Raw genomic sequence first — 15,669 nt, 5'->3', positions numbered from 1 at the left:
TACTATATAACTGAATTCTATGTATGGACAAATGTGTATAAAAACATTTGTTTCTTACTAAAAAATGTCTTTCAGATGAAATCGATGTGCTTTCTCCAGGAAGTGGAATAAATCCTAAAACTCCTTTTGAGAATGTAAAGGCACTTGTTCGAGCAAGAGATGAGTACTATGCCAAAAAATCCCATCCTGCAAAAAGGTAAAAAATCCCATCAAAAATATAGACAAACAACCCAATTACAACAATTTGTGGCCATTAATAATAGCAGTTTTTATGAAATTCTATTGCTCTATTTGTGAGGAGGAAAGCAAATGACAGAAATAACTGTATATTCGAATGTATGTGATTTTACGCATAAAATAAATGGGAAATTGGATGGTGACAAGATCATCATCGATATAGACACACCCTGTGAAAAGGTCAAGAAGATGTCCCATCTGGAAGTTCCTATGATGGACCTGTTCGATATAAAGGACAACTGTGTCATGCAAAAGGCCCAGGAAGCAAAATGCAGTGTTACATGCCTTGTTCCCTGTGCTGTCCTCCATGTGTGCTGTCTGGAAGCAGGCATGATGTCGAAATCTTTGGTCCATAAGACAGGGGATGTTCGTATAGAATTTGAATGATCTTTGGAATAGGGAATTAATACGAATAATCCGGGGAGAGTGATATATTGTCAGAGAAAATGACGTCCAAGGAGCGGTTTGTTAATGCTCTCGAGATGAAGGATGTGGACAGGATGCCTTATGGGTATCTCTGGTTTGGGGCAGGCAACGGCGTCCTGGAGCGCATGAATGCCAAGATGAGTGATGTCTACTATTCTGCAGAGGGAATAGCCAGGGCGCAGATACTTGCAAGGCAGATGTACCATCATGACAATGTTATGTCTCCCTGGGGATGTCTGCTTGTTGAGGCAGAAGCACTTGGCACCCGGCTGAACATCAAGGATAACCGGTATCCTACGATAGCCGGGTATCCACTAAGCTCTGCAAGTGAATATGATCGGATTAATCCCCTTGATATTGAAATGTCCCACAGGATCGATACGGTTGTACATTCAGTAGGGATACTCAAAAAGGAGCTCAAGGACGAGGTCTTTATCACAGGTGCCATGCTTTCCCCTTTGATGCTTGCTTCTCAGTTACTTGAAGCCAGCAGTCTTTACATAGAAATGCTCACTGAAAAAGAGAATGTTCATGAGTTACTTGAAAGACTCACACAAAGCTGTATCCTGTATGCTGACCGGCTGATTGAAGAAGGGGTTGACGGCATCTTCGTTGAGAACGGGGGGAACACTGCAGACCTTTTTAGTCCAGATATGGCTGAGGAATTCATGCTCCCTTATACAAAACAGCTCTATGCACATATCCAGAATAATGGCATTTATGTAATCTCCCATAATTGTGCTGAACATGCCTTCCATGATATGGAAGCATCTTTAAGACCAGATGCCCTGAACTTCGCTTTCGGGGATGTTAACACTCTGGGCAAGAAGTATGGTATCGAATGTACAGAGATTCATAAGAAGGTCGGATGTAGTCCAAGATATTGTTTTAAGGAACTTGAAAAACATGGTATCTGCCTTATGGGTAACATCAATCCCAATGTTTTCTGCAGGGATTCTTTAGATGATATTGAGCACGAGGTAAAAAGTTGTATGGACTGTGCTCCAGAAAAGGGTTTTATTCTCTCGACAGGCTGTGAGATCCCTCTTAGCACACCGATCGAGGAAATGGAAACCCTCTGGAGATCGATAAGTCCTCGTTTGTGAGCAGGGTCATACGGACGATCTATCTTCAAATCCTGTCTCGAAATGAATTGAACCTTATTGGAGAAGTGGTCCCATGAATCAGAAAATAGCATGTATGGACGAAGAAATATTGAATAAGCAGCAGTGTCATTGGGAAAATGTATTTTTAAAGAACAATTCGATGTTCGGTGAAAGATGCAGTGGTCCTGCCATGAAAGCAGCAGAACTCTTCAAGGAAGAGGGTAGAACAAAAATCCTTGAACTGGGGGCAGGTCAGGGAAGGGACACTTTGTTCTTTGCAAATAATGGTTTCGAGGTATATTCTCTTGATTACTCCAGACAGGGGATTGAATGTATAGATCAGAGGTCCCGGGATATGGGACTATCTGGATCGATAACAGCCTTGCAGCATAATGTCAGGGAATCTCTGCCTTTCGATGATGGGTCTTTCGATGCCTGTTTTTCTCATATGCTCTACTGTATGCCCCTAAAAACATCTGAACTTGTATTCATTTCAAAAGAAATCATGAGGGTTCTGAAACCTGGGGGTCTGAACATATTCACTACACGACACACAGGCGATCCTCAATATCGAACAGGAGTTCACAGGGGAGAGGACATGTGGCAGATAAAGGGTGGATTCATTGTCCATTTCCTGAGCAGGGAGAAGGTGGAGCACATTTCGCAAGGGTATGATATCGTTGATGTAGAGGAATTTGAAGAAGGGCAGCTTCCAAAAAAACTTTTCAAGATCGCCCTTAGAAAAAAAGCAATAAAAAAATTGATATGATTGTAAATGAGAGTATCGCGGAAAATATCTAATTGGGACTATACCCATAGAATATCCCTGACCTGTCGTTTGATCCTATCGTACATGTTGTGGATGCCAGCAGCTTTGGATATGAGATCGACAATCTCTCGAAGTTTGTAATTACACAGATCGAGGAGTCCGTTATACTGTGCCTGAACAAGGTGGACATCGCTGATCATGAATATTTGATATCTGTCAGGCAACTTCTTAAGACCATCAACCCTGATGCCAGGATCTTTGAATTTTCGGCAAAGATGTTGGATGAGGGCTTCTCACAGTTCATCGATGAGCTGGCAGGTAAGATGCACCTGAGAAGTAAAAACATAGAGGATGGAGGATTCGAGGAAGTATATTCAAAAAAGGCAAGATGTGAAAGGGTGCATAAGAACATAAAGTGGACTGTGAATATTTGATAATCTCCATGCATACAGCCGTAATGGCACAAAATATATAACCCATGTGCCTTTAATTAGCACCACTTCGCCAATACAGGGAATCTCCCAATGTTCATACCTGTAACTTTATCGCCACTTTAAATTCAAATCAAAATAATAAGGAGTAATCATAATGGCAAAAATGCACACTCGCAGAAAAGGCCAGGCAGGGTCCACAAAACCCATTCGTACAGAAGTACCCGCATGGTCTTTGCAGGATGCAGAAGAAATCGAAAAGGTGGTTCTTGACTTGTGGAAACAAGGCAACCCCACCAGTATCATCGGAATGAAGTTGAGAGATAATTATGGAGTTCCTGATGTCAAACTCGCTACAGGAAAGAAGCTCACCGCTATCCTGAAAGAGAATGAAGTAGCAGCTGGTGTTCCTGAAGATCTGTACAATCTTATCGTAAAAGCTATTGGTCTGAGAAAACATGTTGCAGCCAATAACAAAGATGTACATAACAAACGTCCTCTTCAGCTTACCGAATCCAAAATTCGCAGACTGGTTAAATATTATAAGGCAAACAAAGTCCTTCCAGCCGAATGGAAATATAAACCAGAAACTGCAGAAATGCTTATTACTAAGTAAACGGGAATTTGTACAATTCCCCAACTTTTTTAATTTAGTTTTTTCCTGCTGTATCTTCGGTTAATTGCCATTTATTAAAGGCAATGTGAAGGCAAACCCACACAAATCAATAGAAGTATAAATGTGTGCTACATAATGAATCCTTTAATATCAAAATCACTCCATCTATAATTAGCATATGTGGACTGGCAGGTGAAAGTTTTTGGAAAAATTGCGACCCAGTGCAAAAAGGGCATCTGAAAAAATCAGTGAATACTCACGTGTAAGACTCATATCCCATAATGATGCAGACGGGATTACCGCAGCAGCTATAATGTGCCATGCCCTGCTGAGGGAAGATATAATTTTCCACGTAAGCATTGTAAGCCGGCTAGATGAAAATGTTGTGGAAACAGTTAACAATAGCACTGATAATGGTGATCTCGTACTTTTCTGCGACATGGGGAGCGGCCAGCCTGAATTGATTGAAAAAGTCAAAAATGACACCATTATAATAGACCACCACGCACCTGTGGGTGACACAACGGCACACATAATGGTAAACCCTCATCTTGCAGACATAGATGGTGCTTACTATATGTGCGCCTCAACCACTGCTTATGTTGTCGCAACAGAACTTAATCCCGAAAATAAAGAGCTTGCAGGGCTTGCAATTGCAGGTGCCATAGGGGATAAACAGCTTTTTGACAGGGAGAATGGCCAGATCCTGAAAGAAGGAATTGAAAGTGGCTCTATTTCCATAAGGAAAGGATTAAAGATAGGAGATGGTGATCTGGCAGAAGTGCTGGAAAGAACACCTGAACCCTACCTTGACATAACAGGTGAAAAAGAAAAGATCGCAAACTTCCTTAATATTCTGGGTATCAGTGGCCCAGTCGAGGAACTTGATGAAAATCAGATGAAAAAACTTACTTCTGCCGTGGCACTTAAACTGACAAAAAAAGCCAGTCCTGAAGCGATTGATGCCAGTATCGGTGAAGTCTACATTCTCAATCATGAGACCATTCCAAATGTCTACGACATGGTAACCCTCCTCAATTGCTGTGGCAAACTTGAACGTGGGGGTCTTGCCCTTACTGCCTGCCTGCGAGATGAAAAGGCTGCAGAAGAAGGCTGGAAGATTGCGGAACAATACCAGCAAGTTTTGATGGGGCAAATCAAAAAGGCAGAGAAGAAAATTCAAAAACTGCAGCATCTCAGATATATTCAGGGAGAAGACATGGAAGCCACCGGCATGATTGCAGGTATTGTCATCAGGTACATACACCCTGATCTGCCCTTCATTGCCCTGAACAAAGTTGATGATGTTGTAAAAATTTCAGGAAGAGGAACCCGCAAACTTGTTGACGGTGGACTGGATCTTGCAGTTGCCTTAAGAGAGGCAGCTTCCGGAGTAGGAGGTAGCGGAGGGGGACATAATATAGCATCCGGTGCGGCCATACCGCCAGGAAGTGAGGAAGAGTTCCTGAAAGCCCTGGATTCCATTATCGCAAAACAGCTGGGAAACAATGCAGATGAAAATTAAAAGCACTCTTAAACTGCCTGTAGGCCAAAGGGGAAAAACAATTATTGAGTCATTAAGGCCGGACAATCTTGCGAACATGGAAAGTAAAATCCTCCCCGATGAAAATTCCATAACTTTGAGGACAGAAAAACTTTCTTCCCTGATATCTGTTATGGACGATCTCCTTATGAATGCCAAAATTGCCGAAGACCTGGATTTCAATGGAGCAAAAAATGATTAATTCATTCAAAGATTTAGAGGGAAAAATAAATTCATGTACTGCATGCCAGCTCCATGAATCTGCAACCCACAAAGTAATAATGAAGGGGGGGGAAAATCCAAAAGTACTTTTCATAGGTGAAGCCCCCGGCAAGAATGAGGATGCAAGTGGAATACCTTTCTGTGGCAGGGCCGGCAAAATCCTGGATGATATGATAGAAGATATGGATATTCAGCAGAATGATTGGGCGGTGATCAATACAGTCAAATGCAGACCTCCTGATAACCGTAGGCCACGTAAAGGAGAACTTGCCGCCTGTCGGGCTTTTTTTGAAAGGCAAATCGAAATGCTTGATCCAGATGTGATAATTCTGCTCGGAAATACTGCTGAGGAAGCTTTTTTGGGAAACAGGCAACTTCAATGGGGTGAATGCAGGGAAATAGATGGGAAAAATGTGGTGAAATTCTATCATCCTGCAGCCCTCATCTATACCAAAAGTCGCCAGTCTGAACAGCAAGAGTTTATAGAAAAAAACAGTGCATTATGGTAAGTACATTCTTTTTCCAACATGCTGGTTTGTGCCATCAGGTAAAACTTATAATAATTAGTAACAATAACTGAGTCGCTGTAAGGACTTTATTAATCATTATTTAATCATTTCGAGGAAATATAATGGATCTGGAATTCAGATTAAAAGCTGCCTTCAAAACTAGCGGGGACCCCGCACCCGCCGTAGATACCATTCAGGAGTTTCTTGAGGGAGAAGCCCCAAAGATACTCGCCAAAGGAGCACCAGAAGGGGAAGGAGCAAGAATTAAAAGATGGAATGTAAAGGATAACCGGATAAACATTGAGATAGTCTCCGGCCGGTATGTCCGATCTCATGATGCAATTATCCGGCTGCGTAAACCTCTTGCTGGCAAAATTGGAAAGGAATACCATCTGGGCATCCGGGGTATTGATGTTGATGAGTTTGTCATAAAAATGGCTTCTGAAAAATCAGTCGGAGATCTGAAGATACCACATGTCAGTTCAATGGATTATGACGGAGAATACATCACACTCAATCTGGATGTTGGAGAAGCAGAACTTGAAAACCGTATTCCTGACAGAATACTTACCCTTATGGAGGACAAGATAAGAGAAAAGGTCTATGGCGGCAAGACCGAACACTGGAACCTTCTGTGGCAGAGTGAAAAAAAAGCACACCCATTTGAGAAGGATCCTACCCAGGAAATGCTAGAAAAAGGGTGGATTAAAAGAGGGGCCAGCAGAGGACAATGGATCCACGGTCCCCAGTCCACGAAATTGTTCCGCACTTTTGAAAAGATTGTTCTTGAGGAACTTCTTGAACCCCTGGGATACCAGGAAATGATTTTCCCGAAACTTGTTCCCTGGGATGTGTGGAAAAAATCCGGGCATGCCAAAGGGGTCTACCCCGAAATCTACTATGTATGCCCCCCGAAGACCCGTGATCCGGAATACTGGGAAGAGGTCGCTGACTACTACAAGGTTACAAAAGAAGTGCCTACAGAACTAATCAAGGAAAAAATCGGCGATCCTATAGGTGGTCTGTGCTATGCCCAGTGTCCCCCCTTCTGGATGTATTTACAGGGCGAAACCATACCAACAGACTCGTTCCCCCTGAAGGTATTTGACCGCTCCGGGACATCCCACAGGTATGAAAGTGGTGGCATCCACGGCATGGAACGTGTTGATGAATTCCATCGTATCGAAATTGTCTGGCTGGGTACAAAGGAACAGGTAGTCAAAGCCTCAGAAGAGCTCCACGAACGCTATATGCATATCTTCAATGAAATCCTGGACCTTGAATGGAGAAAGGCCTGGGTCACACCATGGTTCATGGCACAGGAGGGACTTGCAGGTGTATCGGATGAGCAAAGTGCCGGTACTACAGACTATGAGGCGCCTCTGCCGTACAGGGGAGAGGACGGCGAATGGCTTGAGTTCCAGAACGTGAGTGTCAACGGGGATAAATATCCTTCCGGTTTTAATGTGAAAAGCCAGTCGGGAGACAAACTCTGGTCCGGATGTTCGGGTGTTGGGCTGGAAAGGTGGACCTCGGCTTTCCTTGCACAGAAAGGCCTGGATCCGGAAAACTGGCCGGCAAAATTCCGGAAGCGTTTTGGAGAAATGCCTGAAGGAATAAGGTTCTTCTAAACTGGATAACCGATTTGTTTATATATGGACATGTCTAGTATAGAAGGCCACTAATAGCCTATATTATAGAATTACATTGATCATCGACAGAGAAATATCACACTAACACTGGAGGAAATTTATTGGCAAGAAAAGTACAGAGAAAACTGGACAAATGGAAGAACAAAACCTGGTATAACATTGAGACTCCTGAATTTATTGGCAGGACCGTTATTGGGACAACCACTACTGATGATAGTGAGAAACTGGTTGGAAGGACGATCGAAACCACTGTAGGAGACATTACCAATGACTTCTCAAAACAGAACATCAAACTACGTCTGGCTATCGACAACGTAACCGGCGACACTGCAAACACTGCTTTCATTGGTCACGAGATCACTACAGATTACCTTCGTTCCATTGTAAAACGCCAGACATCCCGTATAGACAATAACCTTGAGGTAACAACCAAGGACGGACGCAAGCTTCGTATCAAGCCCATTGCATTTACTGTAAAGAGGGCAAGAAGCAGCCAGATAAGAGCAATCCGGGAAATTATGGGTAAAATCGTCCTTGAAAGAGCTGCAGAACTTGACTTTGAACACATTGTCGAGGAAATCGTAACCGGTAAACTTGCAGCCAATATTTACAGGAATACAAAAACCATCTATCCAATCAGAAGGGTAGAAATACGCAAGACAGAAGTTCTTCCTGTAAAGGCTAATGCTTCCGCAGCAGCCTGAAAGTTAAAAAATTAAAAAGTAGCCTTTCACTTATGAGTGAAATAGGCTACTACTTTCTTTTCTTTTACATCATCTATCCTGCAGAACCCAAAACGCTCAAACTGCACAACTTTATCTATCTCATTTGCAATTTGTAATTCCCCCAATCCTGTGAATCTACCCTCGGGAGACAAAACTTCCACGTCCAGATTGTCTTTAGCTACCCACTGGACGATAGGTGGGCGTTTTTTTCTGACCTCATCCATTGTATCACCAATATGTTTTGCCCGGAGAGGTTGGGTTGATACAATTTCAATGTTGTACAGGTCCTTGAGTCTTAATAGAGATCCGGGAGATAGTTCTTTTGCATCCTCACCACTAATATAAACAATATTATCCACCTCTATACTCCTGTTACCCATATCTTCCACGGGATGCAGAGGTGGAGTGGCAATAGTGTGTTTTCCGTCTATAATCTCAATCTTTTGAGGGTCGGGGACAAAGAAGAAACGCTTTGTCTGTGAGTCAATAAGTTTTCGGTTTTCAGAATAAAGGGAATCCATGCTTATACTCACATCAGTTTCCCCGACACCCATGTCTACCATAAATTTACGCAGGGCCTCTGGTTTGATGCCACGTCTGCGAATTGCCCTTATTGTTGGAAGCCGTGGGTCATCCCAGCCTGTGTATTCGCCCTCTTCTATAGATTTCCTGAGTGCACTGGTGCTGAATTTACCGAATTCATGCATTTTAATGCGACCCCAGTGGGTGGTCTTTGGATATTCCCAACCCAGGTAATCATAGATATACTTCTGACGCTTTTCACTGTCCATCAAATCTTTGCCCCGGATAATATGGGTCATGCCAAGTTCATGGTCCTCGATTGCTCCCTCAAAGTCAAGAAGGGGCCATACTACGTATTTATCACCCACTTCCGGGCGGGGATGTGTAGCTTTTACTATCCTGAAAGCACCAAAATCCCTCAGTGCAGGGTCCTTATGGTCGATTTCTGTCTTGATACGCAATACAGCAGATTTTTCTTCGTAATCACCCTCAATCATCTTGTGCCAGTGTTCCAGATTCTTGGCAGGGTCCCTGTCACGATCAGGACATGGGGTACATGAATCTTTATACTTCTTGAAATCAGCCCCGTCACAGAAACAGACATAAGCGTGCCCCATTTCGATAAGTTTGCGGGCATATTCGTAGTAAAGGGTTATTCTGTCTGAGGCCTTTACCACCCTGTCAGGTTCGATACCCAGCCAGTGACAGTCATCCAGGTACCATTCATAGGCTTCAAGTAGCGGACGCTTGGTCTGGGGATCGGTATCGTCAAAACGTATTATGAAATCCCCTCCATACATTTTGACATATTCGGAGTTGATTACCATACCTCTTGCACTACCCAGGGTAGCGGGCCCGTTGGGATTGGGCGCAAATCGCATAACAACCTTTTCTCCTTCTGCAACATCAAGGGGCTTGAGACCCTTTTCAGGTTCCTTCTTTGTATTTAGTTCTTCAATAAGTTCAGGTGCGACTTCCTCAAGTCTCTGCTGCCATTCATCCGGGTTGCCTTCTGCAACCTGGTCTATAACTTTTTGTACTTCTGCCGTAACATCTTTGGCTTTGGGGCGCAGGTGGGGACACTGCCCCATTACACGACCCATGACAGCGCCAACCTGGGGGGGTTGTCTGTATTTTACAGCATTGTGCAATGCAAATTTTTCAATCGTTTTTATATCTTCATCCTCTAATGTCATCTGGCTGACCTCTATAATAGTAAAAACTTATGCAAATATTAAATTGAATTTCTTATCTGCTGGATATGAGATGCTTTTGCAATGATGTCGGCTATTTGTCCGTCAAAATCTTCAAGGAATTTTTCCGTATTCTCACCGGCAACTGCTCCGTGTGATGAAGGCTTGATGAGATGTTCCTGCTCAAGTACTCGCAATGAATATCTTACTTTATGGGTTGGCATCTCTGTTTCATCCGAAAGTTTAAGGATACCGATTGGGCCTTCCTCAATAACCTTCCTGAGAACGATAAGATGTCTTTCAGTTAATTCAAGTTCCCTGTAAATTTGATCAAAAAGCATTATGATACCTCATTGGATAATGTGCCTATACCCTCAATGGTTACGTCTACGCAATCACCTGAATTAAGTTCACCCACACCCGGCGGGGTACCTGTGGCAATTACATCTCCCTTTTCAAGGGTCATCACGGAGGATATGAATTCTATCAGGAAATCAACATCGAATATCAATCTGGAAGTTGATGAATTCTGTCTGGTCATGCCATTAACACTGCACTTAATCTTTGCTGCAGAAGCATTGAAGTCTTCCACAGGAGTTATGAATGGGCCAATCGGGGAAAAAGTATCAAAACTTTTTGCTCTGGTCCACTGTCCATCCCTTTGCTGAATATCACGGGCTGTTACATCATTAAAACATGTGTATCCTTCGATGACATTTTGTGCCTTTTCAGCATGAATACCATGGCATTGCTGTCCTATGACAACAGCAAGTTCTGCTTCATAATCAACACGATTGCTGCAGGAAGGATAGATTATTTTTGCACCATGGCCAATTACAGAAGAAGGGGGTTTCATGAAAATTATTGGTTCATCCGGGATGTCCATATCCAGTTCTTTGGCGTGATCAATATAATTTAACCCCACACAGATAATTTTGGAAGGACTTGAAGGCGCAAGTATATCAAGTGAATTAACATTATAAACATCTCCCCTGGGAGATATTACCTTTTCATCCTGCACATTACCCTCAAATATCTCAGTACCGTGTTTGAATTTTCCGATCATGTTATCCACTTGCTAACAATAAGGAGATGCATTATCCTGGCAGACAAATTAGGAAGATATGGTATAAATATAAATCCTTTTTCTTATCAATTCCGGCAAGGAGTACAAATCATCTCATCATTATCCTATTCTAATTATTTTGTCTGATATTACCCTATTTGTCGGACAAACACATTCTAATTAGTCTTTGATATGGAATAACGTGAACAAATAGTATTGTTTAGATGATCACTAAATTGCTGTATATTATAATTCGCCCTGTAATTTTCTAGGATTTGACAAAAAAGAGTGTTGCTGTGTAAATTTGATGAATAGCTCTGTTATTAAAGAAATTTGGTGAAATTATATTTTTGTTTTGTAAAGGAAATATGGGAATCTTCGGGCAAGGATTCACAAAAATAAGCTTAAAGAATTCAAGTTGAAATTATCAATTTATGGTATTGCATGTATATTTGTGTTTCAATTAATTTTAAAGTGAGGATATCTATAAGGCATATATTAGAAAAATATAATTATAATAGCCAAACAATACTAAAAAATACAAAAGATTTATTTATTCTAGAGATTGTTTCATATTATATATTTACTGATTATAGCAAAAAAGCAATTTTGTGGCTTGTTATTAATTATAAAATAAAATTTTAGTAGGTCACTACTCCATGCAATCGTCTAAATCTAAATAGAAAGTGATTCAATGCAATTTAACGAATTTAAATTAATTTTTCAAAATGCTTTAAACCAAGAAATTGAATCTATTAAAAATAATGAAATTGAATTCAGTTTAAACTTTCATGAGTTACATCCCCTGACTGCAACTTCAAAGGGTTTCGTTTACAGAATTTTAACTGATTCAAGAATTGATATGCCTGATGACACTCCTATTCATATTTTCGTTGGCAATAGATGTTTAAATGGTCAAATTGTATCGACAGATTTAGAAGGAGTGAACATTTCTCTTGAAGAAAAGTTGATATCTGAAGATTCAGTGATTACTATCAAAACTTCAATATCAAACTTGTATGAGTTACTTTTAGATAGATTTAACCAGATAAGTTTAAAAGAATTATCATTTAATGAAGAAAATTCCATGAAATTATTTTCATTAATTGAATCAGAAAATATAGCATCTTCTACTTTAATTGATAAACCCTATGAATACAATAAATACTACACTAATAAAGATAAATCGATTGCACACTCACAACATAAAGCAGTTACATATTCACTTGAAAAAGAAATAACTTTCATGTGTGGACATCTAGAAACAGATAATACAAGAATATTAAATATAATTATTGATTACCTAGTTAAATCTAAGAAAAAAATATTACTTGTTTCTATTACTAATTCTGTAGTAGACATGATGTTACTGAATTATTATAATTATATAAAATATAATGGTGATAATAATTGTAACATAATTAAGTGTGGAAATCCAGTAGAAATTCCACAAATTAATGATTTTATTTTTGAAAATATTGTACAAAAAGAAAAAGAAAAAAAACATGATCAAATAGAATATCTTAAAAATAGAATAAATTCTCTAAAAATAGATTTAAATCAATATCAGAAAATATCTAATAAATTAGATGAATTGAATTTCCTAGAACATAAGGAATCACAAGCAAAAATTGAAATCTCTAAATTGGAAAAATCAATTCAAGATTTAGATTCTGAGATGAATACAATATTTAATTCAATATTCAAAAAAGAAAAAGATTTAAAAAAAATAAAATGTAAAAATTTTGTTAAAAGAATTTTTTTGATAAACAAATCTAAAAGAATAAAGGATAGTATAACCAGGGATAATAGCAATTTATCCAGAAAGCATGAAATAAAGAATATTTATAAGGATAATCTTGAGCAATATAAACAAAATAGAGACTTTAACTTTACAAAAAAAAATAATATTAAAAAAGAATTAAGTGAATTTGCTGACTTATTTGACATACCAAATATAGAAATACCCTCTCTTGATATTGTTATAGAAGCAAAACGGAATACGTATTCGCAAATTCTAAAATATACAGAACAAATTGATACAATATCTAGTAAAATTAGTGGAATTGAAGAAAATATAATTAATAATGCTTCGGTAATAGGTTGCACACTTAATAATACTTATTTAGATTCAAAGATATTTAATCATAATTTTGATGTGATGATACTCTGTGAAGCAAATATGGCCAATTTACCATCTGTTCTTTTTGCATCTGGCCTAATTAACAAGACACACTATATTATGGCTGGAGATTGTAAACACTTGCAACCTCTTGTAAATAGTAAAGAATATTCTGCTAAAAGATGGTTATATAGCAATATATTTTCATACGCCGGTATTAAAGAGAAAATGTATTCTGGAAAAGGCGATGATTGTCTTGTAGTCCTTAATGGTCAATATTTGGGACAAAATATCGAGCAATTAGAAAAAAGTGATGCAAATCACTTTGATAAGAAAACCGATTTTGAAGTTCATAAAGAATCTTTGTATTCACTAGAAGTGCCCAGCATCTTTCTAAAAAAAGAACACAACTTATTGGTTGCACAACATAATATATTTGTATGTGGCGTCTATCAACCTTACAGAAATGGTACCAACCCTGATTTTGATAGCTTTTCAAAGAGTATATTAAATTTAAAAAATATCAAGAATCTTAATATCAAATCACAGGAAGAAGTTTTAAAATATTTCTATTCATTGATTATCAATAAATTAAATGTTTTTGAAAAATTTGTTTTCTGTATTGTACCGTCTCATAAAGAAAAAGAAACAGATACAGGTATAAGTAGACTAGCTCAATTTATAATAAATAAAGAATATTTTGATACAAAAGGTAATATATGTAAAAGCCAAATAATTGATGGAACTGATATAATAAAAAGAGTAAAAACAGTTCCCAAAAAATCTGCTGGAGGAATAAAAGAAGAATCTTTAGAGATGTCCTCTCTTGTTATTACCAATAGATTTAAAGTCAAGGGACAACAGATTCTTTTGTTGGATGATGTCACTACAAAAGGCTTTTCTCTAAATATATGTAGAAAACTTTTAGATAAAAATGGAGCTAAAATTGTTGTCCCATTTGCATTGGGTGAAACATCAAAATATGAAATGTTTGGTAATCAAATATGAAATCTAGTATCTTGATATTAACATTGCAGAATATTTCTGGCATAGGGAATAAAAGTATTCAAACCATGCTTTCCTCAGAAGATGCAAGGAAAATAAATGATGTAAATAAAATTATACAGTTAATTGAAAATGCAAAACAAAGTTACAATCGGATTGTTGTTCCAGATTTTGAAACGGTTGAAAAATCTTGGTATAATGCAACCAAAATATACGAAAAATCAAATTCAATAGGCATTCAAATTATATCGATCTTTGACAAAAATTATCCTGAATCATTAAAACAAATAACAAATCCTCCTTTGTTATTACATGCTATGGGTAATATTGAAGCACTAAATGACCATTGTGTCGCCATAGTCGGTACAAGAAAGCCTACTATATCTGGAGCAAAGAAAGCAGAATGCTTAGGATTTCAATTTGCAAAACGAGGACTAAATGTTGTATCAGGACTTGCATTGGGAATTGATGCATCTGCGCATAAGGGTGTACTGAAAAAAGGCGGAATAACTGCCGCTGTTTTGGCTCATGGTTTAGATTCAATAAGTCCAAAATCCAATAAGGAATTAGCTGAAGAAATAATCAGAAAAGGTGGGATATTGCTTTCGGAATATCCTATTGGAACAAGAGCAAAAAAGTATACATACATTGAAAGAAATAGAATTCAAAGTGGCTTATCCCTTGGAACTGTTCTTGTAGAGTCCAAAAGTAAAGGGGGAAGTATGAAAACTGCTGAGTTCTGCAAAGAACAAGGTCGTTTATTGGGTGTTGTCAAACCTCCTGAAGATATGGCCGATGATAGTCATTATCAGGGCAATCTACGTTTGATTTTAGAGCCAGATACGGAAGTAATAACTGGTGATCTTAGAGGATACACAAATAAGTTACTGAATTCGAATAAAAAATCATCAAAAAATGTTACATTAGATTATTTTGCATAATATTGCTGTTCATTAATGAAATTAAATTATCTTTTGCATATCTCTTCAAATCCTTGCTTTAAAAGGCGGCAATTATGTTTATCATTGCAGGTAATACATTTTTTTGGAATATTGCAGTGTGTATTTGAAGTATTTTCAGAATTACTTGAAAATAAATGATTTTTATCTGCTGTATGATTGGATGATTTTATAAAATCAGCTAAATCTAATTTCAATTCATTATTTTTTATTTTGTCCTTTTGGCTTGTTGGCTTTACATAATTATTTTTTCTGAAACCCTTCTTCTTTTTTAGGCTATCTGAATTTTTGAATGACCTTTTTTCCCTACTTATAGGTGTTTTTTTTATGTAGGTACATTTGTTGTTGACTAAACGATTCTTTATTTGATACTCAACAAAATGAAAATCTATTACACAATTATAAGGATAAGCACTTCTTTCCTCAAATGAATCATATCTTACTGGTTCTTTTGTCAATGAGCTAATGATTAATCCTGAATTATCATCAGCTTCGAGTTGCCTCCTTTCTCTTCTAATCATTGCCTAAACATCGAATAAGTCTTCCATATAAGCACTTCTTTTTAT

17 protein-coding genes are annotated in these 15,669 nt (G+C 38.4%); 13 read left to right on the top strand and 4 right to left on the bottom strand.

Annotated elements, in window-relative coordinates:
• Window positions 1–47 precede the first annotated feature (47 nt).
• The 11 genes from CP947_RS10375 to CP947_RS03555 all read left to right on the top strand — a co-directional run bounded on the left by CP947_RS10375 (window position 48) and on the right by CP947_RS03555 (window position 8,215).
• Window positions 48–200: a uroporphyrinogen decarboxylase family protein gene (locus tag CP947_RS10375; protein ID WP_241645886.1), complete on the top strand. Its 153-nt coding sequence runs from the start codon at window positions 48–50 to the stop codon at window positions 198–200.
• A gap of 109 nt (window positions 201–309) precedes the next feature.
• Entirely contained in the window at window positions 310–624 is a 315-nt protein-coding gene (locus CP947_RS03600) for a DUF6951 family protein (RefSeq protein WP_096711863.1), read from the top strand.
• A 47-nt stretch (window positions 625–671) separates the two neighbouring features.
• Entirely contained in the window at window positions 672–1,769 is a 1,098-nt protein-coding gene (locus tag CP947_RS03595) for a uroporphyrinogen decarboxylase family protein (RefSeq protein ID WP_243641535.1), read from the top strand.
• A 73-nt stretch (window positions 1,770–1,842) separates the two neighbouring features.
• The gene (locus tag CP947_RS03590; RefSeq protein ID WP_096711861.1) at window positions 1,843–2,538 is read left to right on the top strand and encodes a class I SAM-dependent methyltransferase; all 696 of its coding nucleotides are present in this window, start codon (window positions 1,843–1,845) and stop codon (window positions 2,536–2,538) included.
• 53 nt (window positions 2,539–2,591) lie between these two features.
• Window positions 2,592–2,972 (top strand): GTP-binding protein, encoded by a 381-nt coding sequence (locus CP947_RS11105; protein WP_123151335.1) that lies wholly within the window; start codon window positions 2,592–2,594, stop codon window positions 2,970–2,972.
• 154 nt (window positions 2,973–3,126) lie between these two features.
• Window positions 3,127–3,585 (top strand): 30S ribosomal protein S15, encoded by a 459-nt coding sequence (locus tag CP947_RS03580; protein ID WP_096711859.1) that lies wholly within the window; start codon window positions 3,127–3,129, stop codon window positions 3,583–3,585.
• A 202-nt stretch (window positions 3,586–3,787) separates the two neighbouring features.
• Entirely contained in the window at window positions 3,788–5,110 is a 1,323-nt protein-coding gene (locus tag CP947_RS03575) for a DHH family phosphoesterase (protein ID WP_096711858.1), read from the top strand.
• Window positions 5,094–5,330, top strand: coding sequence for a KEOPS complex subunit Pcc1 (locus tag CP947_RS03570; RefSeq protein WP_241645881.1), 237 nt, complete (start codon window positions 5,094–5,096; stop codon window positions 5,328–5,330). The genes CP947_RS03575 and CP947_RS03570 overlap by 17 nt, the downstream gene beginning before the upstream one ends.
• Window positions 5,323–5,859, top strand: coding sequence for a uracil-DNA glycosylase (locus CP947_RS03565; protein ID WP_096711857.1), 537 nt, complete (start codon window positions 5,323–5,325; stop codon window positions 5,857–5,859). The genes CP947_RS03570 and CP947_RS03565 overlap by 8 nt, the downstream gene beginning before the upstream one ends.
• Before the next feature lie 122 nt (window positions 5,860–5,981).
• Window positions 5,982–7,490 carry a serine--tRNA ligase gene (locus CP947_RS03560; protein ID WP_096711856.1) on the top strand — a complete coding sequence of 503 codons (1,509 nt, stop codon included), beginning with the start codon at window positions 5,982–5,984 and terminating at the stop codon, window positions 7,488–7,490.
• A 122-nt stretch (window positions 7,491–7,612) separates the two neighbouring features.
• Window positions 7,613–8,215 carry a 30S ribosomal protein S3ae gene (locus CP947_RS03555; protein WP_096711855.1) on the top strand — a complete coding sequence of 201 codons (603 nt, stop codon included), beginning with the start codon at window positions 7,613–7,615 and terminating at the stop codon, window positions 8,213–8,215.
• A gap of 26 nt (window positions 8,216–8,241) precedes the next feature.
• Here the strand turns inward: CP947_RS03555 and CP947_RS03550 are convergent, their stop codons facing one another.
• Genes CP947_RS03550 through CP947_RS03540 form a run of 3 tightly spaced genes read right to left on the bottom strand, consistent with a single transcriptional unit; the run spans window position 8,242 to window position 11,017 of the window.
• The gene (locus tag CP947_RS03550; protein WP_096711854.1) at window positions 8,242–9,954 is read right to left on the bottom strand and encodes a glutamate--tRNA ligase; all 1,713 of its coding nucleotides are present in this window, start codon (window positions 9,952–9,954) and stop codon (window positions 8,242–8,244) included.
• Between the two features lie 38 nt (window positions 9,955–9,992).
• Window positions 9,993–10,292: a hypothetical protein gene (locus CP947_RS03545; RefSeq protein WP_096711853.1), complete on the bottom strand. Its 300-nt coding sequence runs from the start codon at window positions 10,290–10,292 to the stop codon at window positions 9,993–9,995.
• Window positions 10,292–11,017 (bottom strand): fumarylacetoacetate hydrolase family protein, encoded by a 726-nt coding sequence (locus CP947_RS03540; RefSeq protein WP_096711852.1) that lies wholly within the window; start codon window positions 11,015–11,017, stop codon window positions 10,292–10,294. The genes CP947_RS03545 and CP947_RS03540 overlap by 1 nt, the downstream gene beginning before the upstream one ends.
• Window positions 11,018–11,711: 694 nt before the next feature.
• Between CP947_RS03540 and CP947_RS03535 the strand changes: the two genes are divergently transcribed.
• Together CP947_RS03535 and dprA are read left to right on the top strand one after the other, a co-directional pair.
• The gene (locus CP947_RS03535) at window positions 11,712–14,147 is read left to right on the top strand and encodes a phosphoribosyltransferase (RefSeq protein ID WP_096711851.1); all 2,436 of its coding nucleotides are present in this window, start codon (window positions 11,712–11,714) and stop codon (window positions 14,145–14,147) included.
• Window positions 14,144–15,085: a DNA-processing protein DprA gene (gene dprA, locus CP947_RS03530; RefSeq protein ID WP_096711850.1), complete on the top strand. Its 942-nt coding sequence runs from the start codon at window positions 14,144–14,146 to the stop codon at window positions 15,083–15,085. The genes CP947_RS03535 and dprA overlap by 4 nt, the downstream gene beginning before the upstream one ends.
• Window positions 15,086–15,111: 26 nt before the next feature.
• Here the strand turns inward: dprA and CP947_RS03525 are convergent, their stop codons facing one another.
• On the bottom strand, window positions 15,112–15,624 hold the full coding sequence (locus tag CP947_RS03525) for a hypothetical protein (protein WP_132130932.1): 513 nt from the start codon (window positions 15,622–15,624) through the stop codon (window positions 15,112–15,114).
• Window positions 15,625–15,669: the final 45 nt, after the last annotated feature.

Origin of the sequence: Methanohalophilus euhalobius, from assembly GCF_900215215.1 — an archaeon.
GTDB lineage: Archaea > Halobacteriota > Methanosarcinia > Methanosarcinales > Methanosarcinaceae > Methanohalophilus > Methanohalophilus euhalobius.
Note: the sequence above shows the minus strand (reverse complement) of the source record. Positions and strands in the feature narration are given on the sequence as shown.

Excerpts from the sequence above, each read along its gene's own strand:
- CP947_RS03580 (WP_096711859.1), top strand. The coding sequence starts at position 3,127 with ATGGCAAAAATGCACACTCGCAGAAAAGGCCAGGCAGGGTCCACAAAA.
- CP947_RS03525 (WP_132130932.1), bottom strand. The coding sequence starts at position 15,624 with ATGATTAGAAGAGAAAGGAGGCAACTCGAAGCTGATGATAATTCAGGA.
- CP947_RS03545 (WP_096711853.1), bottom strand. The coding sequence starts at position 10,292 with ATGCTTTTTGATCAAATTTACAGGGAACTTGAATTAACTGAAAGACAT.
- CP947_RS03540 (WP_096711852.1), bottom strand. The coding sequence starts at position 11,017 with ATGATCGGAAAATTCAAACACGGTACTGAGATATTTGAGGGTAATGTG.
- CP947_RS03535 (WP_096711851.1), top strand. The coding sequence starts at position 11,712 with ATGCAATTTAACGAATTTAAATTAATTTTTCAAAATGCTTTAAACCAA.
- CP947_RS03600 (WP_096711863.1), top strand. The coding sequence starts at position 310 with ATGACAGAAATAACTGTATATTCGAATGTATGTGATTTTACGCATAAA.
- CP947_RS03590 (WP_096711861.1), top strand. The coding sequence starts at position 1,843 with ATGAATCAGAAAATAGCATGTATGGACGAAGAAATATTGAATAAGCAG.
- CP947_RS03550 (WP_096711854.1), bottom strand. The coding sequence starts at position 9,954 with ATGACATTAGAGGATGAAGATATAAAAACGATTGAAAAATTTGCATTG.
- CP947_RS03560 (WP_096711856.1), top strand. The coding sequence starts at position 5,982 with ATGGATCTGGAATTCAGATTAAAAGCTGCCTTCAAAACTAGCGGGGAC.
- CP947_RS03565 (WP_096711857.1), top strand. The coding sequence starts at position 5,323 with ATGATTAATTCATTCAAAGATTTAGAGGGAAAAATAAATTCATGTACT.
- dprA (WP_096711850.1), top strand. The coding sequence starts at position 14,144 with ATGAAATCTAGTATCTTGATATTAACATTGCAGAATATTTCTGGCATA.
- CP947_RS03570 (WP_241645881.1), top strand. The coding sequence starts at position 5,094 with ATGCAGATGAAAATTAAAAGCACTCTTAAACTGCCTGTAGGCCAAAGG.